At 71.1% G+C, this 23,006-nt stretch carries 19 protein-coding genes; 11 read left to right on the top strand and 8 right to left on the bottom strand.

Going from position 1 to position 23,006, the window contains the following annotated elements:
- The first annotated feature begins 21 nt into the window (after positions 1 to 21).
- Both QNO11_RS03745 and ahcY read left to right on the top strand, forming a co-directional pair.
- Positions 22 to 228, top strand: coding sequence for a DUF3499 family protein (locus tag QNO11_RS03745; RefSeq protein WP_257509394.1), 207 nt, complete (start codon positions 22 to 24; stop codon positions 226 to 228).
- Positions 229 to 267: 39 nt separating this feature from the next.
- Entirely contained in the window at positions 268 to 1,725 is a 1,458-nt protein-coding gene (ahcY, locus tag QNO11_RS03750) for an adenosylhomocysteinase (protein ID WP_257509395.1), read from the top strand.
- Between the two features lie 6 nt (positions 1,726 to 1,731).
- On the opposite strand, the gene QNO11_RS03755 is transcribed toward ahcY, so the two are convergent.
- Positions 1,732 to 2,574 (bottom strand): RDD family protein, encoded by an 843-nt coding sequence (locus QNO11_RS03755; protein ID WP_257509396.1) that lies wholly within the window; start codon positions 2,572 to 2,574, stop codon positions 1,732 to 1,734.
- Positions 2,575 to 2,590: 16 nt separating this feature from the next.
- Between QNO11_RS03755 and QNO11_RS03760 the strand changes: the two genes are divergently transcribed.
- The 3 genes from QNO11_RS03760 (at position 2,591) to katG (ending at position 6,405) form a co-directional block, all read left to right on the top strand.
- Entirely contained in the window at positions 2,591 to 3,586 is a 996-nt protein-coding gene (locus QNO11_RS03760; protein ID WP_257509397.1) for a stage II sporulation protein M, read from the top strand.
- A gap of 48 nt (positions 3,587 to 3,634) precedes the next feature.
- Positions 3,635 to 4,066, top strand: coding sequence for a Fur family transcriptional regulator (locus tag QNO11_RS03765; protein WP_257509398.1), 432 nt, complete (start codon positions 3,635 to 3,637; stop codon positions 4,064 to 4,066).
- A gap of 62 nt (positions 4,067 to 4,128) precedes the next feature.
- On the top strand, positions 4,129 to 6,405 hold the full coding sequence (gene katG, locus QNO11_RS03770; protein WP_257509399.1) for a catalase/peroxidase HPI: 2,277 nt from the start codon (positions 4,129 to 4,131) through the stop codon (positions 6,403 to 6,405).
- A 57-nt stretch (positions 6,406 to 6,462) separates the two neighbouring features.
- On the opposite strand, the gene aqpZ is transcribed toward katG, so the two are convergent.
- The 6 genes from aqpZ to QNO11_RS03800 all read right to left on the bottom strand — a co-directional run bounded on the left by aqpZ (position 6,463) and on the right by QNO11_RS03800 (position 12,826).
- Positions 6,463 to 7,191, bottom strand: coding sequence for an aquaporin Z (gene aqpZ, locus QNO11_RS03775; RefSeq protein ID WP_257509534.1), 729 nt, complete (start codon positions 7,189 to 7,191; stop codon positions 6,463 to 6,465).
- A gap of 158 nt (positions 7,192 to 7,349) precedes the next feature.
- Positions 7,350 to 8,666: a DUF58 domain-containing protein gene (locus QNO11_RS03780; protein ID WP_257509400.1), complete on the bottom strand. Its 1,317-nt coding sequence runs from the start codon at positions 8,664 to 8,666 to the stop codon at positions 7,350 to 7,352.
- 89 nt (positions 8,667 to 8,755) lie between these two features.
- Positions 8,756 to 9,685 carry an AAA family ATPase gene (locus QNO11_RS03785; protein WP_257509535.1) on the bottom strand — a complete coding sequence of 310 codons (930 nt, stop codon included), beginning with the start codon at positions 9,683 to 9,685 and terminating at the stop codon, positions 8,756 to 8,758.
- Between the two features lie 59 nt (positions 9,686 to 9,744).
- The gene (locus QNO11_RS03790; protein WP_257509401.1) at positions 9,745 to 10,917 is read right to left on the bottom strand and encodes a DUF4350 domain-containing protein; all 1,173 of its coding nucleotides are present in this window, start codon (positions 10,915 to 10,917) and stop codon (positions 9,745 to 9,747) included.
- Entirely contained in the window at positions 10,914 to 11,573 is a 660-nt protein-coding gene (locus QNO11_RS03795) for a DUF4129 domain-containing protein (RefSeq protein ID WP_257509402.1), read from the bottom strand. Before QNO11_RS03795 ends, QNO11_RS03790 begins: the two co-directional genes overlap by 4 nt.
- Positions 11,558 to 12,826 (bottom strand): glycerophosphoryl diester phosphodiesterase membrane domain-containing protein, encoded by a 1,269-nt coding sequence (locus QNO11_RS03800; protein ID WP_257509403.1) that lies wholly within the window; start codon positions 12,824 to 12,826, stop codon positions 11,558 to 11,560. Before QNO11_RS03800 ends, QNO11_RS03795 begins: the two co-directional genes overlap by 16 nt.
- Before the next feature lie 165 nt (positions 12,827 to 12,991).
- Here QNO11_RS03800 and mtrA point away from each other — a divergent pair, with 165 nt between their 5' ends.
- The 5 genes from mtrA to hpf all read left to right on the top strand — a co-directional run bounded on the left by mtrA (position 12,992) and on the right by hpf (position 18,521).
- Positions 12,992 to 13,672, top strand: a complete 681-nt coding sequence (mtrA, locus tag QNO11_RS03805; RefSeq protein ID WP_257509404.1) for an MtrAB system response regulator MtrA — start codon at positions 12,992 to 12,994, stop codon at positions 13,670 to 13,672.
- A 38-nt stretch (positions 13,673 to 13,710) separates the two neighbouring features.
- Positions 13,711 to 15,348 carry an MtrAB system histidine kinase MtrB gene (gene mtrB, locus QNO11_RS03810; RefSeq protein ID WP_285169722.1) on the top strand — a complete coding sequence of 546 codons (1,638 nt, stop codon included), beginning with the start codon at positions 13,711 to 13,713 and terminating at the stop codon, positions 15,346 to 15,348.
- On the top strand, positions 15,345 to 17,030 hold the full coding sequence (locus tag QNO11_RS03815) for an LpqB family beta-propeller domain-containing protein (RefSeq protein WP_257509406.1): 1,686 nt from the start codon (positions 15,345 to 15,347) through the stop codon (positions 17,028 to 17,030). Before mtrB ends, QNO11_RS03815 begins: the two co-directional genes overlap by 4 nt.
- 92 nt (positions 17,031 to 17,122) lie before the next feature.
- Positions 17,123 to 17,770, top strand: coding sequence for a ComF family protein (locus tag QNO11_RS03820; RefSeq protein WP_257509407.1), 648 nt, complete (start codon positions 17,123 to 17,125; stop codon positions 17,768 to 17,770).
- A gap of 88 nt (positions 17,771 to 17,858) precedes the next feature.
- Positions 17,859 to 18,521 carry a ribosome hibernation-promoting factor, HPF/YfiA family gene (gene hpf, locus QNO11_RS03825; protein ID WP_257509408.1) on the top strand — a complete coding sequence of 221 codons (663 nt, stop codon included), beginning with the start codon at positions 17,859 to 17,861 and terminating at the stop codon, positions 18,519 to 18,521.
- Positions 18,522 to 18,599: 78 nt separating this feature from the next.
- Here hpf and QNO11_RS03830 read toward each other — a convergent pair whose 3' ends face one another.
- Positions 18,600 to 19,931 (bottom strand): hypothetical protein, encoded by a 1,332-nt coding sequence (locus QNO11_RS03830; RefSeq protein ID WP_257509409.1) that lies wholly within the window; start codon positions 19,929 to 19,931, stop codon positions 18,600 to 18,602.
- A 177-nt stretch (positions 19,932 to 20,108) separates the two neighbouring features.
- Here QNO11_RS03830 and secA point away from each other — a divergent pair, with 177 nt between their 5' ends.
- A complete protein-coding gene (gene secA, locus QNO11_RS03835; protein ID WP_257509410.1) occupies positions 20,109 to 22,913 on the top strand; it encodes a preprotein translocase subunit SecA in 2,805 nt (934 codons plus the stop codon).
- Positions 22,914 to 23,006 lie beyond the last annotated feature (93 nt).

The following is a 23,006-nucleotide window of genomic DNA, read 5'->3' on the forward strand; positions in this document are numbered from 1 at the left end:
GGCGCGGATAGCGTGGTGCCGATGCGCGAGAGACTGTGTTCCAAGGTCGGGTGCGCCCGCGAGGCCGTGACGACGCTCACGTTCGACTACGGGGACCAGATGGCCGCCCTCGGACCCCTGGGCGGTGGCAACGATCCGCACGCCCACGACCTGTGTGCGATCCACACCGATCGGCTGTCGGTGCCGAAGGGCTGGGTCGTCGTGCGCCACGAGACGCTGCGCGTCTGACACCTCGCCGCTGCCACTGAGCAGTGCGACAATGTCGGGATGCCGACCCAGACTCCCGCCATCGCCCACGCCGTCGCCGATCTGTCGCTCGCCGAGGCTGGTCGCCATCAACTGCGTCTGGCCGAGAACGAGATGCCGGGATTGATGTCGCTGCGCGAGGAGTTCGGCCCGTCGCAGCCGCTCGCCGGCGCGCGCATCGCCGGGTCGCTGCACATGACGGTGCAGACCGCGGTGCTCATCGAGACGCTCGTGGCGCTCGGCGCGCAGGTGCGCTGGGCCAGCTGCAACATCTTCTCCACTCAGGACGAGGCCGCCGCGGCCGTCGTGGTCGGGCCCGACGGCACCGTCGATCAGCCGCGCGGCGTGCCGGTGTTCGCGTGGAAGGGCGAGACGCTCCAGGAGTACTGGGACCTGGCCGACCGCATCTTCGACTGGAGCGACGAGGGCTTCGACGGCCCGAACCTCATCCTCGACGACGGCGGGGATGCGACCATGCTCGTCCACAAGGGCGTCGAGTTCGAAAAGGCCGGCGGCGTGCCGGATGCCGCGCCCGACGACCCCGCGGAGTACCGCGTCGTCCTGGATCTGCTGCGGCGCAGCCTCGCCCGCGACCCCGAGCGCTTCACCCGCATCGCCGCCGAGCTGATCGGGGTCACCGAGGAGACCACGACCGGCGTGCACCGGCTGTACGAGCTCGCGGCAGCCGGTGACCTGCTCTTCCCCGCCATCAACGTCAACGACTCGGTGACGAAGTCGAAGTTCGACAACAAGTACGGCATCCGTCATTCGCTCCCCGACGGCATCAACCGCGCCACCGACGTGCTGATGGGCGGCAAGGTCGCATTCGTGTGCGGCTACGGCGACGTGGGCAAGGGCGCCGCCGAGGCGCTGCGCGGCCAGGGTGCACGCGTCATCGTGAGCGAAGTGGACCCCATCTGCGCGCTGCAGGCCGCGATGGACGGCTACCAGGTCGCGCGGCTGGCCGATGTCGCAGGCCAGGTCGACATCCTCATCACGGGCACCGGCAACAAGGACGTCGTCACCGTGGACGACCTGCTGGCGCTGAAGCACCTCGCGATCGTCGGCAACGTCGGACACTTCGACAATGAGATCGACATGGCGGGGCTGGAGTCGTTGCCGGGCGCCGAGCGGGTGGAGATCAAGCCGCAGGTGCACGAGTGGCGCCTGCCGACCGGGCGCAGCGTGCTCGTGCTGAGCGAAGGGCGGCTGCTGAACCTGGGCAACGCCACCGGTCACCCGTCGTTCGTGATGAGCGCATCGTTCACCAACCAGGTGCTCGCGCAGATCGAGCTGTTCACCAAGCGGGATGAGTACCCGACCGCGGTGTACACGCTGCCCAAGCACCTCGATGAGAAGGTCGCCCGGCTGCACCTGGATGCGCTCGGCGTGCAGCTGACGACGCTCACTCCCGCACAGGCGGCCTACATCGGCGTCCCCGTCGAGGGCCCCTACAAGCTGGACCAGTACAGGTACTGAGCTTCCCTAGCGCTCCGGGAACCCGCGCGGCGCCACGCCGACGCCGGCGGTGAGCGCCGCGGTGCGCTCGTCCTCGCCCTGCAGGGCGCGCAGCTCCCGCTCACGGCGCACCGCGACCACGCCGAGCAGGAGTGTCTCCGGATCCACCGGCGGCACGGGGGAGACGAACTCGCGCGCCTCGTCGGCCAGGCGCATCGCGGTGCGGATCCGGGCGGCGGGGTCGAGGTCGCCGGCCTGGCGCACGAACTGCGCGATGCGCCGCGCGAGGCGGTCGGGCAGCCGCCCGACATCGGCGATCGTGGCCCAGCCGGTCAGCGCCGCCGGGACCCCCGGGGGTGCGGGGGGCAGCTTCGGGGTGCGGGTGCGTTCGCTGTAGGTGCCGGCGAGCAGATCGCCCAGGCGCTCGGATCGGGGCGTGAACGCGCCGACGATGCCGGCGACCGCGCCGGCGGTGAACCACAGCTCGAACACCCCCACGAGCGCCCGGATGAGCGCCTGCCGGAACCCCGACGCCCCGCCGTCGACGCGCACGATGCGGGCGCCGATGGCGAGTTTGCCCAGGCTCCGGCCGCGCGTGGCGGTCTCCACCGCGGTGGGGATGACGACCATCACCATCACCATCACCACGATCGTGAACACCCCGGTCAGCTCGCCACCCAGGACATTCTCCCAGGTTGCCCAGGAGACCACGAGCGCCAGCAGCACGAACAGCAGGACGCCGGCGACCATGTCGATGAGCACGCCCACCGCCCGCAGGAAGTAGCCGATGGGCTGTACGTCCAGGGCCACGGCCTCACCGGTGAGGATCTCGTCCTGGCGGATCTCCACGGCGGGACCGGGCGTCGGCATGGCTACAGTGAATCACATGGATGCCGACGCCCTCACCGCCGCCCGGCGGGAGGAATGGGCCCGGTTGGACGAGCTGGGCCGTCGCCGCCGCCTCGACGGCAGACAAGCCGACGAACTGGTCACCCGCTACCGCGCGGCATCCGCAGACCTGGCGGAGCTGAAGACCTCCGCCGGCCGCACCCGTGAGGGCGACTACCTGTCGACGCTGCTCTCCCGCGCCCGGCTGCGCCTGACCGGCACACAGGACAACGTGCTGCGGCAGATCCCGCGCTTCTTCGTGCTGCAGCTGCCGGCGGCCCTGTACCGGCTGCGCTACACGACCCTCGTCATCGCCGCCCTGTTCGTCGTGGTCGCCGCCCTCGTGGCGACCTGGGTCGCCGGCGACCCGGCGGCCCTGGCTGCGATGGGCAGCGCCGCGCAGCTGGAGCACTACGCCGAGAACGAGTTCACCCAGTACTACAGCGAGAACCCGGCGGCGGTGTTCGCGGGGACGGTGTGGACCAACAACGCCTGGATCGCCGCGCAGTGTGTGATGTTCGGCATCACCGGGCTGTGGCCGGTGATGGTGCTGATGCAGAACGCGATCGGGGTGGGAACGGCCGCGGCGGTGCTGTTCGCGCACGGCCGCGGTGACGTGTTCCTGCTCTACATCGCCCCGCACGGCCTGCTGGAGCTGACGAGCATCTTCGTCGCGGGAGCCGCGGGCCTGCACATCTTCTGGGCGTGGGTCGCCCCCGGCGCCCGGGGGAGAGGCGAAGCCCTCGCCGCGGCCGGCCGGTCGCTGGCCACCGTCGCGATCGGGCTGGTGTTCGCCCTGGCGCTGTCGGGACTGATCGAGGGGTTCGTCACGGCGCAGCCCTGGCCATGGGCGCTGAAGATCGGCATCGGGGCCGCCGCGCTGGCCGCGTTCCTGGCCTACATGCTCCTCCTCGGCCGGCGGGCGCAGCGCCGGGGGGAGACGGGCGATCTCACCGAGTACGAGAGCGGCACGCCCCGGCTGGTCGCCGGCTGAGCGTGCGGCGTTGTTTTGGCTCAGTCAAAACAACGCTATGCTCGAGGAATGACGCAGCAGCAGAGCACCCCGGATGCCGCTGCAGCGATCCGCGCCGCCGGGCTGCGGGTCACCGAGTCCCGTCGGGCGGTCTATGAGGCGCTCGCCGGACACCCGCACGCCAGCGCCGACGACATCCACGCCCAGGTCGCCCCGGTCATCCCCCGCGCCAACCGGCAATCGGTCTACAACGCCCTCGGCGATTTCGCCGACGCGGGCCTGGTCCGCCGCATCGAGCCGGCCGGCCAGCCCATGCTCTTCGAGCTGCGCGTGGCCGACAACCACCACCACCTCGTCTGCACCTCGTGCGGCCGCGTCGCCGACGTCGAATGCGCCGTCGGTCACGCACCGTGCCTGCAGCCCTCCGAGACCCACGGCTTCGCCGTCACCACCGCCGAAGTGACGTACTGGGGTGTGTGCGCCGAGTGCGCCGCCGCCTGACTTCCCCCGATCTTTCCCTGCCCCCTTTCTGTAACCCGAACCCTGCATTGGATGGACCCCACATGACCGACGACACGATCCCCGCGATCGGTGAAGACGCGACCGACATCGACCAGTCCGTCACCGTCACCGACACCGACGAGGCGTTTGCCGAGCAGGCCGGCGGCTGCCCCGTCGTGCACAGCCAGCCGCACCCCACGACGGGCTCCGCCAACAACGTGTGGTGGCCCAACCAGCTGAACCTGCGCATCCTGAAGAAGAACCCCGCCGTCGGCAACCCGCTCGGCGATGATTTCGACTACGCCGCGGCCTTCGCCTCGCTGGACCTGGCCGCGGTCAAGGCGGACATCGCAGCGACCCTCACCACGTCGCAGGCCTGGTGGCCTGCGGACTTCGGCAACTACGGCCCGCTCATCATCCGCATGGCGTGGCACAGTGCCGGCACCTACCGCGCCACCGACGGGCGCGGCGGCGGCGGGGCAGGTCAGCAGCGCTTCGCACCGCTGAACAGCTGGCCCGACAACGTCAACCTCGACAAGGCCCGGCGGCTGCTGTGGCCGGTGAAGAAGAAGTACGGCCAGTCGCTGTCGTGGGCCGACCTGATGATCCTCGCCGGCAACGTGGCGCTGGAGTCCATGGGCTTTGCCACGTTCGGCTTCGGCGGCGGACGTGCCGACGTCTGGGAGCCCGACGACGACGTGTACTGGGGCCCCGAGACCACCTGGCTCGGCGACCAGCGCTACAGCGGCGACCGTGACCTGGAGAAGCCGCTCGCAGCCGTGCAGATGGGTCTCATCTACGTCAATCCCGAGGGCCCGGCCGGCAACCCCGACCCGCTCGGCTCCGCGCGCGACATCCGTGACACCTTCGGCCGCATGGGCATGAACGATGAGGAGACCGTCGCCCTCATCGCCGGTGGTCACACCTTCGGCAAGACCCACGGCGCTGCTCCCGACTCGAACCTCGAGGACAACCCCGAGGCGGCGGGCCTGGAGATGCAGGGCATGGGCTGGAAGAACAACCACGCCTCCGGCAAGGGCGATGACACCATCACCTCCGGCCTCGAGGTGACGTGGACCTACCACCCCACCCGCTGGGACAACGAGTTCTTCCACATCCTGTACGCCTACGAGTGGGAGCTGATGAAGAGCCCCGCAGGCGCGCACCAGTGGCGGCCGAAGCACGGCGCCGGCGCCGACATGGTGCCGATGGCCCACGATGCGACCAAGCGTCGCGAGCCTCGCATGCTCACCAGCGACCTCGCGCTGCGCGTTGATCCGGAGTACGACAAGATCTCGCGTCGGTTCGCCGAGGACCCGGTGGCATTCGGCGACGCGTTCGCCCGTGCCTGGTTCAAGCTGACCCACCGCGACATGGGCCCCATCGACCGGTACCTCGGCCCCGAGGTCCCCACCGAGCAGCTCCTGTGGCAGGACCCGGTCCCGGCCGTGGACCACGTGCTCATCGACGCCGCCGATGTGGCCGCGCTCAAGCAGCAGATCCTCGCCACCGGCCTGACCACCGCGCAGCTGGTGTCCACGGCGTGGGCGGCAGCATCGTCGTTCCGCGGCAGCGACTTCCGCGGCGGCACCAACGGCGCCCGCATCCGCCTGGCACCGCAGAAGGACTGGCAGGTCAACAACCCGCCGCAGCTGAAGCTCGTGCTCGACAAGCTCCAAGCAGTCCAGGCCGCGTTCAACGACGGCCGCACCGACGGCAAGAAGGTGTCGCTGGCCGACCTCATCGTGCTCGCCGGCAACGCGGCGGTCGAGAAGGCGGCGCACGCTGCCGGTGTCGACGCCGAGGTGGTCTTCCACCCGGGCCGCACCGACGCGACGCAGGAGCAGACGGATGCCGACTCGTTCGGCTACCTCGAGCCTGCGGCCGACGGATTCCGCAACTACTACGGACGCAACGCGGTGCTTCCTCAGGAGCACCACCTCATCGACAAGGCGAACCTGCTCACGGTCAGCGCCCCCGAGATGACGGTGCTCGTCGGTGGCCTGCGGGTGCTCGGGGCCAACTGGGACGGCTCGGAGTACGGCGTGTTCACGACGCGTCCCGGCGTGCTGACGAACGACTTCTTCGTGAATCTGCTCGACCTCGGCACCACCTGGACGCCGCTGGACCCGGGCTCCCAGGCGTTCGAGGGTATGAAGGACGGCTCCGGCGAGCGTGTCGGTCGCGGCACCCGCGTCGACCTGCTGTTCGGCTCGAACTCCGAGCTGCGGGCGCTGGCGGAGGTCTACGCCAGCGACGATGCGAACGAGAAGTTCGTGCGCGACTTCGTCGCCGCGTGGGGCAAGGTCTCGGAGCTGGACCGCTTCGACCTGCGCTGAGCCACATACGAAGAACGGCCCGTCCCCTCAGGGGGCGGGCCGTTGCTCGTGTCAGGTTCAGCCGAACTCGCGCCCTTCGAACAGCGCGCGATTGGCGAATCCGGCGATCAGCGCCCCGACGATCGGGAACACGATGAACACCCACAGCTGCAGCAGCGCATCGCCGCCGCCGTAGATCGCCGTCGCGATGGAGCGGGCGGGGTTGACCGACGTGTTGTCGATCGGGATGGATGCCAGGTGGATGAGGGTCAGCGTCAACCCGATCACCAGGCCCGCGAACTTCGTGCCGCGGGTGGGGTGGGTCACCCCGAGGATGACGAAGAGGAAGATCGCGGTGAACAGGATCTCCGCCACGATCGCCGCACCCAGCCCGAATCCGCCGGGGGACTGCTCGCCGAAGCCGTTGCTGGCGAAACCGCCGTCCTGCGCCGAGCGCAGCCAGCCGTCGGGCCCGAACAGGCCGATCAGCACGATCAGGGTGGTGCCGATCGCGCCGCCGATGATCTGCGCGACGATGTAGCCGATGCTGTCCTTCCAGGGGAAGCGGCCGGCGGCGGCCAGGCCCAGCGTCACGGCGGGGTTGAAGTGACCTCCGGAGATCGGCCCCCACGCGTATGCACCGGCCACGATGGTCAGCCCGAACGCGAGGGCGACGCCGACGAATCCGATCCCCAACGACGACCCGTTCGGGCCGACGCCGAAATCGGAGGCGAACAGTGCGGCGCTGATCGAACCGAACACCAGCAGGAACGTCCCCATCGCCTCGGCCGACAGCCGCAGGGCCATCGACGGGCCGGAGGCGGCGGGGGTGTGGTCGAGGGGAGTGGGGGCGACGGGCTGTTCTGGACGAGGATCGTTGCTCATGGTGACAGCTCCTTTCGCCGCTCACAGTAGCCCCACGTGTGGCGCGCCGGAAGCGGCCCAGCGGTGCGGCCGAGGCCGGCTCAGAGCCGGCCGGCCGCCTTGAGGGCCAGGTAGCGGTCCGCGATCCGCGGCGGCAGATCGTCGGCCGAGGCCGTCAGCGCGTCGCCCCCGGCGCGGACGACGGCGGCGGCGACCCGTGCGGAATCGCGCGCGGTGCGCTCGAGGGATGCCGCGTGGTAGACGTCGTCGGCGGTGCGCCGCCGCCCTGCTGCCGGCGCCGCGTCGTCGGGCGGTGTGTCGGTGGCGGTGCCGACGAGAACATGGGCGTGTCGGGTCACAGCCCCCAGCGACCCCAGGAACCCACGGGAGGCCTCGGGGGCGTCCTGCGCGGTCAGCAGCACGACCAGGGACGGCCGGGAGGTCACCGCGCGCACCTGTGCGAACGCGGCATCCCAGTCGGTGTCGATCAGCTGGGCCTGCACCGGCGCCATCGCATCCACCATCGCGGGCAGCAGCGCCACACCGTCCACACCGGTCACGCGGGCGCGCAGCGCCCGGTCGAACATCACCAGGTGCACGTGGTCGCCCGCGCGGCTCGCCAGCGCGGCCAGCAGCAGCGCGGCCTCCATGCCGGCATCCAACCGCACCCCGTCGCCGACGCGGGCCGCGGCCGTGCGGCCGGTGTCGACGACGATCACCACGTGCCGATCGCGCTCGGGCCGCCAGGTGCGCAGCATGGTGGTGCCTGCCCGGGCGGTGGCGCGCCAGTCGATCGCGCGCACGTCGTCGCCGCGGACGTACTCGCGCAGGCTGTCGAACTCGGTGCCCTGCCCCCGCACCTGCACGCTGGTGTTGCCGTCCAGTTCGCGCAGCCGCGCCAGGCGAGAGGGGAGGTGACGGCGAGAGGTGAAGGCGGGGAGCACCCGGACCGCGCCGGGGGCCTCGAGGCGGGCCTGCCGGCCGGCGAACCCCAGCGTGCCGGCGGAGCGGACCACGACGAATTCGCTGCGCAGCTCGCCGCGTCGGCGCGGCTGCAGCGGCACCGCGATCACGCGACGCTCACCCGCCGGCACGTCCAGGTCGGCCCGCCGCTGCGGCGCACCGGCGGTGGGCTGCCACGCGTCGCGCAGCCGCCCGCGCAGGCGCCTGGTGCCGACGTTGTCGACGACCACCTGCGTGTCGATCCGCTCGCCCAGGCGGGTGCGCGCCGGGCCGCTGCGGGACACCCGCAGCGTCCGCGGGTCCGCGGCGATGGCGGCATCCACGGCGATCACGACGACGCACAGCAGCAGCCACCCTGCGACGACCGGCCAGGGCGGGATGCCCGCCGCGCCGAGCAGCACGACCGGCACGACGCCGAGGGCGACGAGCAGGGGGAGACGGCCGGTGACGTACATGGATCCTTCGGGGTTTCGATACGCGCCGCTACTCAACCTAGACACGCAGCCGCGTCAACGCCGCTGCGCGGCATTGATCCGGCTCGTGTCTATTTCGGAACCGGGGTCTGCTGCTGCACCGCGGTGAGGATCGCTTCGACGGAGACGCCTTCGATCTCGGCCTCGGGGCGCAGGCGCAGCCGGTGACGCCACGCCGGCACCACCATCGCCTGCACGTGGTCGGGGGTGATCGCGGGGTAGCCGCCGAGCCACGCCCACACCTTGGCCGCGGCCAGCAGCGCGGTCGCCGCCCGGGGGCTCGCCCCCAGCTGCACCGACGGTGCCTGACGGGTCGCGCGGGCCAGATCCACCACGTACGCCAGTACGTCGTCGGCGACGGCGACGGATGCCGCGGCGTGCTGCGCTGCGCGGATCTCGGCCGGACCGACGACGGCGGTCAGGCCCGCGGCGGCCAGATCACCGGGGGTGAAACCGCCGGCGTGGCGACGCAGCACCGCCAGCTCCGCGTCGCGGGAGGGCACGTCGATGACGAGCTTGAGCAGGAACCGGTCCAGCTGGGCCTCGGGCAGCGAGTAGGTGCCTTCATGTTCGACGGGGTTCTGCGTCGCGGCGACGAGGAACGGGTCCGGCAGCGGCCGGGTCACGCCGTCGGCGGAGACCTGGCGCTCTTCCATCGCCTCCAGGAGCGCGGCCTGCGTCTTGGGCGGGGTGCGGTTGATCTCGTCAGCGAGCAGCACGTTGGTGAACACCGGCCCCTGCCGGAATTCGAACTCCCCGGAGCGGGCGTCGTAGACCAGCGAACCAGAGACGTCGCCGGGCATGAGGTCGGGGGTGAACTGCACGCGCTTGGTGTCCAGGCCGATCGCGCGGCTGAATGAGCGCACCAGCAGCGTCTTGGCGACCCCCGGTACCCCCTCCAGCAGCACGTGGCCGCGGGCCAGCAGGGCGATGAGCAGACCGGTCACGGCGCCGTCCTGCCCGACGACCGCCTTGCCCACCTCCAGGCGCACCCGGTTCATCGCCTCGCGCAGCGCGGCGTCGTCGGCGGGGATGGTGGGGGACGGGGTTTCGACGTCGGTCACTGTGGGTTCCTCCCGGGTCGGACGGCGAGACGGACAGCCGTCTCGAGTTGCTGCAGGGCATCGGCGAGCGCCACGAGCTCGGCGTCGGTGGCGGGCAGGTCCTCGAGCAGGATGCCGCGCACCCGCGCCCGGTCGGTGTGCAGGCGCGCCGCCGCGACGTCGGCGATCTCGTGCGCGGCAGCCGAGGGGCCCAGCCCCAGCGTGCGTGTGAGCCGATCCAGCGCACCGTGTCGCAGCTGGTCTGCGACGTGGACGGTGTCGCGGGAGCGCGCATACAGGCGCGCCCGCCCCTCGGTCGTCTCGGCCGCCCGCACGATGACGGGAAGATCCTCCGTCACCAGCGGGCCGAACCTGCGGCCGCGCCACACCATCGCGGCGACGGCGGACACGCCCAGCAGCGCGAGCGCCGGGGTGACCCAATCAGGGGTCAGCTCGCCCAGCGTGGGCATCGTGTCGGGCAGCACGCCGTCGCCCAGCGCCGGGAGGTACCAGACCACCCGGGGGAGCCGGCCCAGCAGGTTGGCCGCCAGCGCCGCGTTGCCGTTGTCGGCGAGGTGCGCGTTGGTGAACAGCTCGCGGGCGTCGAGGGCGGCAAGGCGCCCCTCATCCCGCCCATGGACGAGCAGGGCGTGGCCGTCACCGGAGGGGTAGCACGAGGTGATCCCGTCGGCGCCGGTGAACACCGCGCCGGGGACGATGGGGCCGGCCCGCTCCGCGTCGGGCAGACCGCATTCCGGGACGGTGAGGGCGTCGTCGCCGAAGCCCGCGGCCCGCGAGTCGGCGAACAGCACACGGACATCGCGGGTGTGCGGGTCCAGGAGCACGACGTCATCGGCCAGTTGCGCGACCCGCTCCAGCGTCGCATCATCCAGCGGAGCGGTGTCGGTGATCACGAGGGTGGCAGGTCCTGCCATGACCGCTCGTTCGGCCGCGTCCAGATCCCGCGCCACCTCGACCGTGAGTCCCTGTGCCCGCATCACTTCGACCAGCGCACGGGTTCCGGTAGGTCCGGCGGAGGCCGGGTCCAGGACATCGCGCGGGTTCCAATCGGCGAGCGAGAGCAGCGCCGCAGAACCGACGCCGATGAGCACGAACGCGGCGGCGATGCCGACCCACCCCCCCGTGCGACGGCGGCGAGTCGCCGGATCGACCGGCGCCGGGGCGGTCATGGGGTGGCCACGACGAGGTCGGGGCGGTGCGGGGCGGTGGTGATCACGGCATCGTCGACGCTCGCCACGGTGCGGTACAGCTCGGCCGTTCCCGGCCGGCGGAGGTAGCGGACGTCGTCGAACGCCGCCGCGGCGCGCTCGAGATCGTCCGCCAGGGCGGGGAAGGCGGCCGCGGCGTCGCGGGCGAAGGCGTGGACGGTGGCGCCGGGGGCGCCGTCCACGATGGCGCGTTCGCCCAGGCCCCGGGCGAGGGCGCGGAAGCGCTCGGCCACCGCGGCATCCCACTCCTGTCGTGCCGCGAGCTGTTCGGCGGCGGTGCGCAGTTGGGCGGCGGTGCGCTGTTCGCGCTCCCCGAACAACTCGGTCGCGGCGCGAGAGCGGGCCGAGGTGCGCGGCATGCCCCACACCACGAGCGCCACGACCACCACCGCGACGATGAGCACCGTGACCAGTACCGCCATCCACGGACCCCACCCGTCGGGCAGGTCCGCGTTGAACAGGTCGAGGAAGAACTGCGCGACCTCGTGCGCGAAGCGGTCCAGCGGGGTCGGTTCGGCGATCGTGTAGGCGGGGTCGGCGAGTTCGCGTTCGGCCCATTCCCGCGCTTCATCCCCATCGGGGATCAGCGGTGCGGCGGCGGTCAGGGCTGGACCCATGGGGTCGCTCGCTCGGCCGGCGCTGCCGGCGCTGCCGGCGCGGGGGAGCCCGCAGGCGCCGCGGCGGCGTACGGCGGCCGCTGCGGATACCCCTGCGCCTGCGGGTACGGCGGCTGCTGCGGGTACCCCGGCTGGCCGCCGTAACCCGGCTGGCCGCCGTAACCCGGGTATCCGTACCCCGGGTGCCCGGTATGGGCCGGCGGGTGCGGTGCGAGGATCCGGCCGATGTGCAGGCTGTACGGATCGGCGAGGTCGCCTGCCCCTGCATCCCGACGCTCCACGTACGCGAGCAGGTCCTGGTCGAGGCCCTCCCGGCGCATGCGGCAGTCGACGTAGATGAGCGACGTCGCGGTGGACTGCACGATCAGCGCGACGGCCTGGATGAGCACGGTGATGATCTGCGTCAGGCCACCGCCGACGATGATCGTGACGATCGCGGTGGTATCGGGGTCGCCGGTCGGGGCGAACACCGTCGAGAGGGCGGTGGTGGCGAACGAGAACGGTATGGTCACCACCTGCGCGATCGTGCCGAACACGATGGAGATGATGACGACGATGCCCAGCGCCGGCCAGAACCGCCCGACGGTGAGACGCCACGAGCGAGCGACGGCGCGGGGAATCGTTGCCTGCTCCAGGATGATGACGGGGGCGACCAGCAGCAGCTTCACCGTCAACCACAGCGTGAGCGGGATCGCCGCCAGCACCAGCAGGACGGCCAACGCGATCCCGCCGCCCGGGTTCGCCAACGCCAGCACGACGACCCCTGCCACGACGAGGCCGATGACGGTGAGGACGGCGAGGGTCAGCAGCAGGGTGTAGCCGATCAGGCGCCAGGCGACCGGCTTGACGCGGCGCCACAGCGCGCCGAGCGTCAACTTCTCTGCCACGACGGCGTGGGCCACTTCGCTCACCACGACGCCCTGTACCAGCACGCCCAAGGCGCCGAGGGCAAGGCTGATGAGGATCGCCGCGATCGAGCTGATCGCGATCGAACCCGCCAGCACCTCGTCGAACTCCGCGGTGCCCGGGCGCAGGGTGTCCAAGCGCAGGAACGTCGACAGCGTCACCGCGACGATCGCTCCGGAACCGACGAAGGTCGCGATCGACTGCACTGCGACGGCGAACCCGAGCAGGACCCGCGGGTTCTGCCGGAGCGCGGCGAAGGAGCGGCCGAGGATCACACCGAACGACAGCGGTCGCAGCGGAATGATGCCCGGGCGGGCGGCAGGTGTCCAGGCCGGATATGCGGTCATGACTCTCCCTGGGCGGCTGGGGTGGTCCCTATCGTGTCATACAGCGCGGATGCCGCGGCGCGGCGTGCCCGCCGGTGCGCCCCGCCCCCGGCGGCGTCGGTTACTCTGGGGCAAGCCCGCTCCCTCGCGCGTGGGCTGGGGAACCCGGAGGACGAGCACGCAAACATGACCTCACGCATCCTGGTGGTCGACGACGACACTGCGCTGGCCGAGATGATCGGCATCGTGCTGCGCACCGAAGGGTTCGACACCGTCTTCTGCGCCGACGGCGCCGCCGCGGTCGACGCGTGGCGCACGCACCGGCCCGATCTGGTCCTGCTCGACCTGATGCTTCCCGGCGTGGACGGCATCGAGATCTGCACGCGGATCCGTGCCGAATCCGGTGTGCCCATCATCATGCTCACCGCCCGCACCGACACCGCCGACGTCGTTCGGGGGCTGGAATCCGGTGCCGACGACTACATCGTCAAGCCGTTCAACCCGAAGGAACTGGTCGCCCGCATCCGCACGCGGCTGCGCCCGGCCGCGCAGCAGACGGGGGACACGCTGCGCATCGGCGACCTGAGCGTGGACGTCGCCGCGCATGAAGTGCGCCGCGCGGACGACGTGATCGGGCTGACGCCGCTGGAGTTCGAACTGCTCGTCGCGCTCGCCGCCAAGCCGCAGCACGTCTTCTCCCGCGAGATGCTGCTCGAGCAGGTGTGGGGCTACCACTACAAGGCCGACACCCGCCTGGTGAATGTGCACGTGCAGCGACTGCGCGCGAAGGTGGAACTCGACCCGGACAACCCGAAGATCGTCACGACGGTGCGCGGCGTCGGCTACCGCGCCGGCGCGGTGGTCTGAGGCAGCCTTTGTCCACTGCGAGCGCGTCGCGACGCGTGATGTCCCGCCTGCGCGACTGGCGCCGCTGGCCGGACGAGGTCAGGTACGCGTGGCGGCGGTCGCTGCGGTTCCGCACCGTCCTGCTCACGCTCGGGCTCACCGCGTTCGCGGTGCTCGCGGCGTTCGTCTTCATGGCGCTGGCGATCCAGAACGACCTGTTCCAGTCGCGGTTGGAGCAGGTGCTCGCCGACGCCGCCCGCACGGCGCAGACGGCGCAGGCGACCCTGGATTCGGCGGAGGTCGAAGGCGACGCGGTGGCCGTGGAGAACCTCATGGTCAACGTCAGCACCGTCGCCCGCCAAGCAGCCACGGAGATGACCGCGGCGTTGCGCAGCGACCCGACTGCGCCGCTCGCGCCGCAGGGATTCACCACCGGCGGCCTCACCGAGAACCTCCTCTCCGACGGGCTGCGCAGCTCGGTGCAGGAAGCAGGCGACCTGCAGTGGTGGCAGTCGGTCGCCCTCCCCGACGGCAACGGCGGCACCGTCCCGGGCATCATCGTGGGTCAGCAGCTGCAGGTGCCCGAAGCGGGCACGTACGAGCTGTACTTCGGCTACGACCTGGCCGACGCGGCGCAGACGCTCGGCTTCGTGCAGGCCACGCTGTGGATCGTGGGGGCTGCGCTGGTGCTGCTGATCGGCGCCATCTCGTGGGTCGTGCTGCGGTCGGTGACCAGCCCCATCGCGCAGGCCGCCGAGACCAGCGCCCGGCTCGCCAACGGTGAACTGGGCGTGCGGCTGCAGGTGCGTGGCGACGACGAACTGGCAACGCTCGCGCGCTCCTTCAACGCGATGGCCGACAGCATCGAGTCTCAGATTAAGGACCTCGCCGACCTCTCCCTCGTGCAGCAGCGGTTCGTCTCGGACGTCTCGCATGAACTGCGCACCCCGCTGACGACGATCCGGCTCGCCTCCGACATGCTCAACGATCAGCGCGCCGCGTTCGACCCCACCACCGCGCGGGCCGCCGAGCTGCTGCACGCGCAGGTGCAGCGGTTCGAAACGCCCCTGACAGACCTGCTGGAGATCAGCCGCTACGACGCCGGCTCGGTGCAACTGGAGAGCGAACCGACGAGTATGACCCAGCTCGCCGAAGACGTCATCGCCTCGATGCAGCAGCTGGCCGACCAGCACGGCACCGACGTGCGCCTCATCGCACCGGGCGGCTACTCCCCGGTGGACATGGACCCGCGGCGGGTGCGCCGCATCGTGCGCAACCTGCTCGGCAACGCGATCGAGCACGGCGAGGGCCGCCCCATCGTGGTGACCGTCGACAGCGATCAGCACGCGGTCGCCCTCGGGGTGCGCGACTACGGTCTCGGGATGACCGCCGCCGATGCCGAGCGGGTGTTCGACCGGTTCTGGCGCGCCGACCCGTCGCGCCGCCGCACCATCGGGGGCACGGGTCTGGGCCTGTCGATCGCACTCGGCGACGCCCGACTGCACGGCGGGAGCCTGGCGGTGTGGTCGGAGCTGGGCCGGGGGACGAACTTCGTTCTGACCATCCCGCGGCACGGCGCCCAGTTCGACGGGCACTCGCCGATCCCGGCGGACCCGGGCGATGACGGCGCCTTGGACTCGCTCGGTCTCACCCAGCCGATCGAGATCCCGCCGGCAGACTGGAGAGATCAGCGATGAGACGACCGTTCCGCTTCGTCGCCGTCGCAGTCGCGGCGGCATCCGCGATGATCCTGTCCGCCTGCGCGGGCCTGCCCACCAGCGGCCCCGTCAATCCCGGCCTGGAGCGCGACCGCGATGCGCGGCCGCCGGACATCACGTTCGTCGCCGACCCGCCGCAGCCGGGTGCGACGCCCCGCGAGATCGTCGAGGGCTTCATCCGGGCAGGGTCGGGCACGCGCGGCGAGTGGGCCACCGCCCGCGAGTACCTCACCGAGGGCGCACGCGAGGTGTGGAACCCGTTTGCCGGGGTGACCATCGACGACTTCGCCGACCGCGAGTACGTCGAGGTCGCCGAAGACGAGATCATGCTCAACGTCACCGCCGAGGCGACGGTCGATCAGAGCGGTGCCTACCATGACGTCGGCGGGGAAGGGCAGGACCTGCCGTTCCGCCTGGCTCAGGAGGACGGACAGTGGCGCATCAGCGAGGCGCCGAACGGCATCGTGCTGGACGACGCCCGGTTCGAAGACGTCTTCCGCAGCTACCCGCTGGCTTACTTCGACCCCTCCTGGAACTACCTGGTGCCCGATGTGCGGTGGTTCACCACCACGAACCCCGCCACCAGTATCGCCAGCGCGCTGCTGGAGGGCGGGCCCAGCCCGTGGCTGGAGGGGGCCGTGGCCACCGCCGTGACCGGCGACGTCCTCCTCGCCGCCCGCACGGTCCCGGTGCAGGACGACGGCACCGCGCAGATCGAACTGACCGCCGGGGCGCTGGATCTGGACCGCACCACACTGGACCGACTGCAGACGCAGCTGGTCGAAAGTCTCGCCGGGGCCGGGGTCAGCCAGGTCCAGCTGACCGTGGACGGTCAGCCCCTGGCCGCGTCGGTCGTCGCGACCACGCCGACGCGGGTGCCGCAACAGCCGCTCGTGCTCGCCGACGAGGGCTTCGGGTTCCTCGCCGGGGACACGCTGGAACCGCTCGCACTGTCGGATGCGGTCGTGGATGCCGCACCCGTCGCCGTCCAGGTCGCGGCGGACCACGAAGCTGCCGCACTCCTACGCGGCACCGGGACCGTCGCCCGCGTGGACACCGCTGCAGGCTGGGCGGATGTGGACACCCGCGCGGGTCTCATCGCCCCCACCATCGACACCGCTGGTTGGGTGTGGAGCGTTCCGCGCTCGGTCCCCGGCGCGCTGCAGGCGTTCGGTCCGGAGGGCGAGATCGTGCAGGTGGCCGGCGCCTGGCCCGATGCCACCGGCGTCACCGCGATGGCAGTGTCGCGGGACGGGACCCGGGTCGCCGCGCTCGTGCAAGGCAGCGGCGGTCCGGCGGTCTGGGTGGCCGGCATCATCCGTGAGGGTGCGGTGCCGGTGCGGCTGGGGGAGCCGCACGCACTGGCGAGCCTGGCCGGCACGGGCGTGGCCGTCGCCTGGCTCGATGCGACCCACCTGGGCATCGTCGTCGACGTCGCGGGCGATTCGCAGTTGGTCGAGCAGATCGTCGGCGGCGCCGGCACCGCGCTGACCGCGCCGGCCGGGGTCACCACGATCGCCCCGACCAACCAGGCCTCGGTCCCGCGGTTGCTGGACGCCCAGGGCAACCTCTACGTGCTGCGGGGCACGAACTGGGGCAAGTTCGTCACCGGTGTCCCCGGCATCCGGGTACTGGCCACCGCGCAGGGCATGCCGCGCTGACGATTCCTCCCCAGCCGCGGGAGGCTCGACCGGATCCCCGGATCCGGTCTCGGCACCGACGCGTGCGACGCCCGGCGGCGCACACTGACGGCATGTCCGGTTCTGCTCATCCGGTGCGCGACGCGCTCGCCGAGGCGCTGTCGCTGGCGTTTCCCACGTGGTGCGCCGGCTGCGACCTGCCCGACGTCGCGCTCTGCCCGACGTGCCGTGCGGCGCTTGCTCCGGTGACCCAGCGCCGCCGCCTGGACTCCCTCGACGTCTGCAGCGGCCTCGCCTTCGACGGCGTGACGGCGCGCGTCATCCGGGCGTTCAAGGAGGACGGGCGCACGTCGCTGGCGGCTTCCCTCGCCCCGGCGCTGACCGCGGCTCTGGCCGGCATCGGGGGTGGCCTGGTGGTGCCGGTGCCCGCGTCGGGCGGTGCGATGCGGCGACGCGGTTACCGGCCGGTGGAGCTGGTCGCCCGGCGTGCCGGTGTCCACCCCCAGCGGCTGCTGCGGGTCGTGCGGGCCACCGCAGACCAGCGGGGGCTGCACCGCGACCAACGAGCGCAGAACGTCGCGCTGAGCATGCGCGCGCACGACGTCGCGGGGCTGTCGGTCGTGCTGGTGGACGATGTCGTCACCACCGGTGCGACCCTGACCGAGGCGGCACGTGCACTGCGCGCGGCGGGGGCCGTGGTGGTGGGGGCGGCCACGGTGGCGGCGACGGCGAACCGCCGACATACGGCACCTTCGAAGTGACAGGGGCACCCGGGCGCAGTAGCGTTGAAGGGACAAGGCGACTGATGGTCCGCCCTTGACCGGGCGGACCGGACCAAGGAGGTCAAGGATGGATACCAGCATCGTCGGCGTGGGCGTGGGAATCACCGATCGATTCCGCACCGTTGTCGAAGAGAAGGCCCTCCGTGTAGAACACCTCGCTCCCCGAGCCCAGCGGCTCGATGTCAAGGTGACCCACCGGGCGTACCACAACGGTCGAGTCGAGGACGAGACCGTGGAATTGACGCTCACCGGTAAGGGTCCGCTCGTGCGGGCCGAGGCCACCGACGGTGACAAGTTCACCGCGTTGGATCTGGCGGTCGACAAGCTCGCTGAACAGTTGCGCCGGGCCAAGGAGAAGCGTCTGGACGCCCGCAACCACCCGCGGGGGGCGACGTTCAAGAAGGAGAACGGCGCACTCGAGGGAATCGACGTGCAGCCGGCGTCGCTGGACGTCCTGGAAGCCGTCGCGACCGGCAACATCCCCGTGCAGACGGGCACCACGGAGGAGCCGGAGTACACCCCGGTGGTCATCCGGACGAAGAACTTCGAAGCGGAGTGGATGACCGTCGAAGAGGCGGTCGACCGCATGGAGCTGGTCGGCCACGACTTCTTCCTCTTCATCGACGCCCGGTCCGACCAGCCCAGCGTCGTGTACCGGCGCAAGGGCTGGGACTACGGCGTAATCTCGCTCGCGGCCACGGCGCCGCCCGAGGCCAAGCTGGCGTCGTAGCCATCGCATGAACAAGCGGATGCCGCGTGGACCAATCCACGCGGCATCCGCTTTTCGTCGTGCTCGGGTCGTGCCGGGTCAGTCGAACATGCCGTCGAAAAGGCTGCCGATCACGAGGCCGCCCAGCAGACCGCCCATGATGTTGTTGCCACCGAGACCACCGCGACCGTAGCCGCCCTGCGGGCCGCCCCAGCCGGGATCCTGCGGGCGGGACGAGTCGATGTCGCGCTGGGCGTACTGCAGCGCCTCGGAGGCGAGCAGGCCGCAGCGGCGGGCGTCGGCGAGGGCCTTCTCCCGATCGTCCTCCGGGATGGTGGTGCCGGTGATGATGGGTGCGAGGTCGAGTCGCAGGCTCTCCGCCTCGGCCAGGCGGGTGCGAGCGTCGGCGCCGATCCAGCCGCGGTGACCGGCGATGACCGAGCGGGCCACCGCCAGCTGGCGGTCGGCGTCGTCGACGGCGTGGCGCACGTGCGCCTCGGCGGGAACGGGTCGGGCGGCGCGCTCGCGGGCCTTGGCGATCACGGTGTCCAGTGCGGCGTTCTTCTCACGCAGCACCGTCAGCTCGGCGAACGGGTCCGCCTTGCCGCCGGCGGGGGACAGGCTCGCCAGCGCGCGTTCCAACTCGGCGACGGCGGTGGTCACCGCCGGCACCTGCGGCGCGTTGCGCGCGGCGACGATGTCTTCACGGGAGTCGGCCACGACCGCGGCGAGCGTCGACTGGGCGCGCAGCGCCTCGACCTCGAAGTCGTCGACGGCATCCAGCAGCGTCGCGGCGCGGCGTACCGCCTCGGTCGCCGTCTCCAGCGCCAGGTTGGCAGGTCCCCGCTCCCCGGCGTCGCGGCGCCGTTCGGCGACCTCGGCGCCGTGTGCGGCGAACTCCAGCAGGCCGGCGGCCTCGTCGGGGTTGCCGGCGATGCGCTGCAGAGCTTCGGGGGCGTACCGACGGCTGACCCGTTCGACGACCGTGCGTGCCGCCGGGAGCCGATCGGTCAGGCGCTGGACCTCCGAGCGGACGCCGGCGAGGATCTCGGGTGCGCGCCGGGCGCGTTCGATGCGCTCCGCGAGGGCGCCGGTGCGGTCATCGAGCAGATCGTCGGCCCACTCGCACAGCTGCACGATCCGGGCGTTGCGGGTGCGCAGCTCCTCGAGCGTGTCGGGGATGTCGTCGTGGTTGAGCTGGTTGAGGTGGAACGCCTCGCCCAGGTGGTGCCGCACCGCGGTGAGCGCTTCGCGCAGCTCGGCGGTGGACTCCGCGCCCAGCTCGGCCTCCGCGAAGACCAGTTCGTCGGTGGTGACCCGGAGCCGTTCGTCGGTCGCGACCAGCGCCGCGCCGGCGCGGCGGGCAAGATCGGCGTCCTGCCCCTGCAGTTCCTGCTGTTCCCGCTTGCGTTTGCCCCAGAATCCGGCCATGTCACGATCCTAGAGCCGTGGCCGCGGCGCAGTGGCCGGTTCGCTCAGGGCGAGAGGTCCGGATGCGTCTGCAGGCGACGTCAAGGTCACGGCCCGATAACATGGCGGTGTATGCCCGTGCGCCCGAGCGCGAGGGCGCAGGCACATCCGTGCCGACCCGACAGATGGAGATGCCCCGTGGCCAACCCTCTCGAGAAACTGCTCCGCGCCGGCGAGGGACGGGTGCTGCGGCGCCTGCAGCAGGTCGTCAAGGCAGTCGGCGCCCTCGAAGAGGACTACGCGCAGCTGACCGACGAGGAGCTGCGCGGCGAGACCGCGGAGCTGCGTGCCCGGTACGAAGCGGGCGAGACGCTGGACCACCTCATGCCCGAGGCGTTCGCCGCGGTGCGCGAGGCAGCCAAGCGCACCCTCGGCCAGCGCCCCTACGACGTGCAGGTGATGGGTGGGGCAGCGCTCCACCTCGGCAACATCGCCGAGATGAAGACCGGTGAGGGCAAGACCTTGACCGCCGCACTCCCGGTGTACCTCAACGCCATCGCAGGCAAGGGCGTGCACGTCATCACCGTCAACGACTACCTCGCCTCGTACCAGGCAGACCTGATGGGCCGCGTCTACCGCGCCCTCGGCATGACGTACGGCACGATCATCGCCGGGCAGAACCCCGAGGTGCGCCGCCAGCAGTACAACGCCGACATCACCTACGGCACCAACAACGAGTTCGGGTTCGACTACCTGCGCGACAACATGGCCTGGCGCAAGGACGACCTCGTCCAGCGGGGTCACTTCTACGCCATCGTCGACGAGGTGGACTCCATCCTCATCGACGAGGCGCGCACGCCGCTGATCATCTCCGGTCCGTCATCGGGCGAGGCCAACCGCTGGTTCGTCGAGTTCGCGAAGATCGCCAAGACCCTCGAGCCCGGCGTCGACTACGAAGTCGACGAGAAGAAGCGCACCATCGGCGTGCTCGAGCCCGGTATCGAAAAGGTCGAGGACTACCTCGGCATCGACAACCTGTACGAGTCGGCCAACACCCCGCTCATCTCGTTCCTCAACAACTCGATCAAGGCCCTCGCGCTGTTCAAGCGCGACTCCGACTACGTCGTGATGAACGACGAGGTCATGATCGTCGACGAGCACACCGGCCGCATCCTGGTCGGGCGGCGCTACAACGAAGGCATCCACCAGGCGATCGAGGCCAAGGAGGGCGTGCCGGTCAAGGCGGAGAACCAGACACTGGCCACCGTCACGCTGCAGAACTACTTCCGCCTGTACGACAAGCTCGCCGGCATGACCGGTACCGCCGAGACCGAGGCGGCGGAGTTCATGTCGACCTACAAGCTCGGTGTGGTCCCGATCCCCACCAACAAGCCGATGATCCGCAAGGACCAGCCGGATCTGGTCTACAAGAACGAGCAGGCCAAATTCGCCCAGGTCGTCGAGGACATCGCCGAGCGCCACGCCGCCGGGCAACCGGTGCTCGTGGGTACCGTCAGCGTCGAGAAGAGCGAGTACCTCTCGCGACTGCTGGCCAAGAAGGGTGTCAAGCACGAGGTCCTCAACGCCAAGAACCACGCACGTGAGGCCGAGATCGTCGCCCGCGCCGGGCGCCTGGGCGCCGTGACGGTGGCCACCAACATGGCCGGTCGCGGTACCGACATCATGCTCGGCGGCAACGCCGAGTTCCTCGCGGTGCAGGAGATGAAGGCCAAGGGCCTGGATCCCGTCGAGACCCCCGAAGAGTACGAGTCGGAGTGGGATGCCGTCTACGAGGCGGTGCGCGACACCGTCGCCGAAGAGGCCGTCAAGGTCGTCGAGGCCGGTGGCCTGTACGTGCTCGGCACCGAGCGGCACGAGTCCCGCCGCATCGACAACCAGCTGCGCGGCCGCTCCGGCCGTCAGGGCGACCCCGGTGAGAGCCGCTTCTACCTGTCGCTGACCGACGACCTGATGCGGCTGTTCCAGTCGGGCGCCGCCGAGGCGATCCTGGCGCGCACCAACTTCCCCGACGACGTCGCGATCGAATCGACCATGGTGTCCCGGGCCATCAAGAGCGCCCAGACCCAGGTCGAGGCGCGCAACGCCGAGATCCGCAAGAACGTCCTGAAGTACGACGACGTCCTCAACCGCCAGCGCGAGGCGATCTACGCCGACCGCCGGCACATGCTGGAGGGTGACGACCTCTCCGACCGGGTGGCGCACTTCATCGAAGACGCCATCGGGTCGGTCATCGACGACCACACCTCCTCGGGTCACACCGAGAGCTGGGACTTCGATGCGCTGTGGACCGAGCTCAAGACGCTCTACCCGGTGGGGGTGACCATCGACGAGGTCGTCTCCGAAGCGGGCAACAAGGGCCGCATCACCCCGGAGGTGCTCAAGCGCGAGATCCTCTCCGACGCGAAGATCGCCTACGCCCGCCGTGAGGAGACCCTCGGCTCTCCCGCCATGCGTGAGCTGGAACGGCGCGTCGTGCTGCAGGTGCTGGACCGCCGCTGGCGCGAACACCTCTACGAGATGGACTACCTCAAGGACGGCATCGGCCTGCGCGCCATGGCCCAGCGCGACCCGCTCATCGAGTACCAGCGCGAGGGGTACCAGATGTTCCAGGCGATGATGGGGCAGATCAAGGAGGAGTCGGTCGGATTCCTCTACAACCTCGAGGTCGAGGTGCGCCGCGCCGAGGGTCAGGAGGCGCAGGTCGAGGCGAAGGGGCTCGTCGCCCCCGAGCAGCAGGGCCTGGAGTACTCCGCCCCCAGCGACTCCGGCGACGTGGAGGTGCGCAACGCCCGCGGCCAGGTGCAGCAGGCGGCCACCGCCAAGGCACGGCAGGCCCGCACGGCTCCCGCCCCGGCGGCCACCGTGACCGAAGAGGCGCCCCGCGGCGCCTTCGGCCAGCGCACCGACTCCGCAGCCGAGGCCGGCCCGGCATCCGCTCCACAGAACCGCGCACAGCGCCGCGCCACCGGCAAGAAGAAGTAGCGGCAGGCACTGTCCCGCATCACCGGGACAGGAAGACTCACCGACACAGGACGAATCCGGCTGGAATCTCCTGTGTCGGGGAGTTCTCCTGCG

It is taken from the genome of Microbacterium sp. zg-B96, assembly GCF_030246865.1.
In the GTDB taxonomy this organism is placed as follows: domain Bacteria; phylum Actinomycetota; class Actinomycetes; order Actinomycetales; family Microbacteriaceae; genus Microbacterium.

Excerpts from the sequence above, each read along its gene's own strand:
- QNO11_RS03815 (WP_257509406.1), top strand. The coding sequence starts at position 15,345 with ATGAGACGACCGTTCCGCTTCGTCGCCGTCGCAGTCGCGGCGGCATCC.
- QNO11_RS03830 (WP_257509409.1), bottom strand. The coding sequence starts at position 19,931 with ATGGCCGGATTCTGGGGCAAACGCAAGCGGGAACAGCAGGAACTGCAG.
- QNO11_RS03800 (WP_257509403.1), bottom strand. The coding sequence starts at position 12,826 with ATGACCGCATATCCGGCCTGGACACCTGCCGCCCGCCCGGGCATCATT.
- QNO11_RS03755 (WP_257509396.1), bottom strand. The coding sequence starts at position 2,574 with ATGCCGACGCCCGGTCCCGCCGTGGAGATCCGCCAGGACGAGATCCTC.
- mtrB (WP_285169722.1), top strand. The coding sequence starts at position 13,711 with ATGTCCCGCCTGCGCGACTGGCGCCGCTGGCCGGACGAGGTCAGGTAC.
- ahcY (WP_257509395.1), top strand. The coding sequence starts at position 268 with ATGCCGACCCAGACTCCCGCCATCGCCCACGCCGTCGCCGATCTGTCG.
- QNO11_RS03785 (WP_257509535.1), bottom strand. The coding sequence starts at position 9,685 with ATGAACCGGGTGCGCCTGGAGGTGGGCAAGGCGGTCGTCGGGCAGGAC.
- QNO11_RS03765 (WP_257509398.1), top strand. The coding sequence starts at position 3,635 with ATGACGCAGCAGCAGAGCACCCCGGATGCCGCTGCAGCGATCCGCGCC.
- aqpZ (WP_257509534.1), bottom strand. The coding sequence starts at position 7,191 with ATGGCCCTGCGGCTGTCGGCCGAGGCGATGGGGACGTTCCTGCTGGTG.
- QNO11_RS03760 (WP_257509397.1), top strand. The coding sequence starts at position 2,591 with ATGGATGCCGACGCCCTCACCGCCGCCCGGCGGGAGGAATGGGCCCGG.
- QNO11_RS03795 (WP_257509402.1), bottom strand. The coding sequence starts at position 11,573 with ATGGGTCCAGCCCTGACCGCCGCCGCACCGCTGATCCCCGATGGGGAT.
- QNO11_RS03745 (WP_257509394.1), top strand. The coding sequence starts at position 22 with ATGCGCGAGAGACTGTGTTCCAAGGTCGGGTGCGCCCGCGAGGCCGTG.
- QNO11_RS03820 (WP_257509407.1), top strand. The coding sequence starts at position 17,123 with ATGTCCGGTTCTGCTCATCCGGTGCGCGACGCGCTCGCCGAGGCGCTG.
- mtrA (WP_257509404.1), top strand. The coding sequence starts at position 12,992 with ATGACCTCACGCATCCTGGTGGTCGACGACGACACTGCGCTGGCCGAG.
- katG (WP_257509399.1), top strand. The coding sequence starts at position 4,129 with ATGACCGACGACACGATCCCCGCGATCGGTGAAGACGCGACCGACATC.
- hpf (WP_257509408.1), top strand. The coding sequence starts at position 17,859 with ATGGATACCAGCATCGTCGGCGTGGGCGTGGGAATCACCGATCGATTC.
- QNO11_RS03780 (WP_257509400.1), bottom strand. The coding sequence starts at position 8,666 with ATGTACGTCACCGGCCGTCTCCCCCTGCTCGTCGCCCTCGGCGTCGTG.
- QNO11_RS03790 (WP_257509401.1), bottom strand. The coding sequence starts at position 10,917 with ATGACCGCCCCGGCGCCGGTCGATCCGGCGACTCGCCGCCGTCGCACG.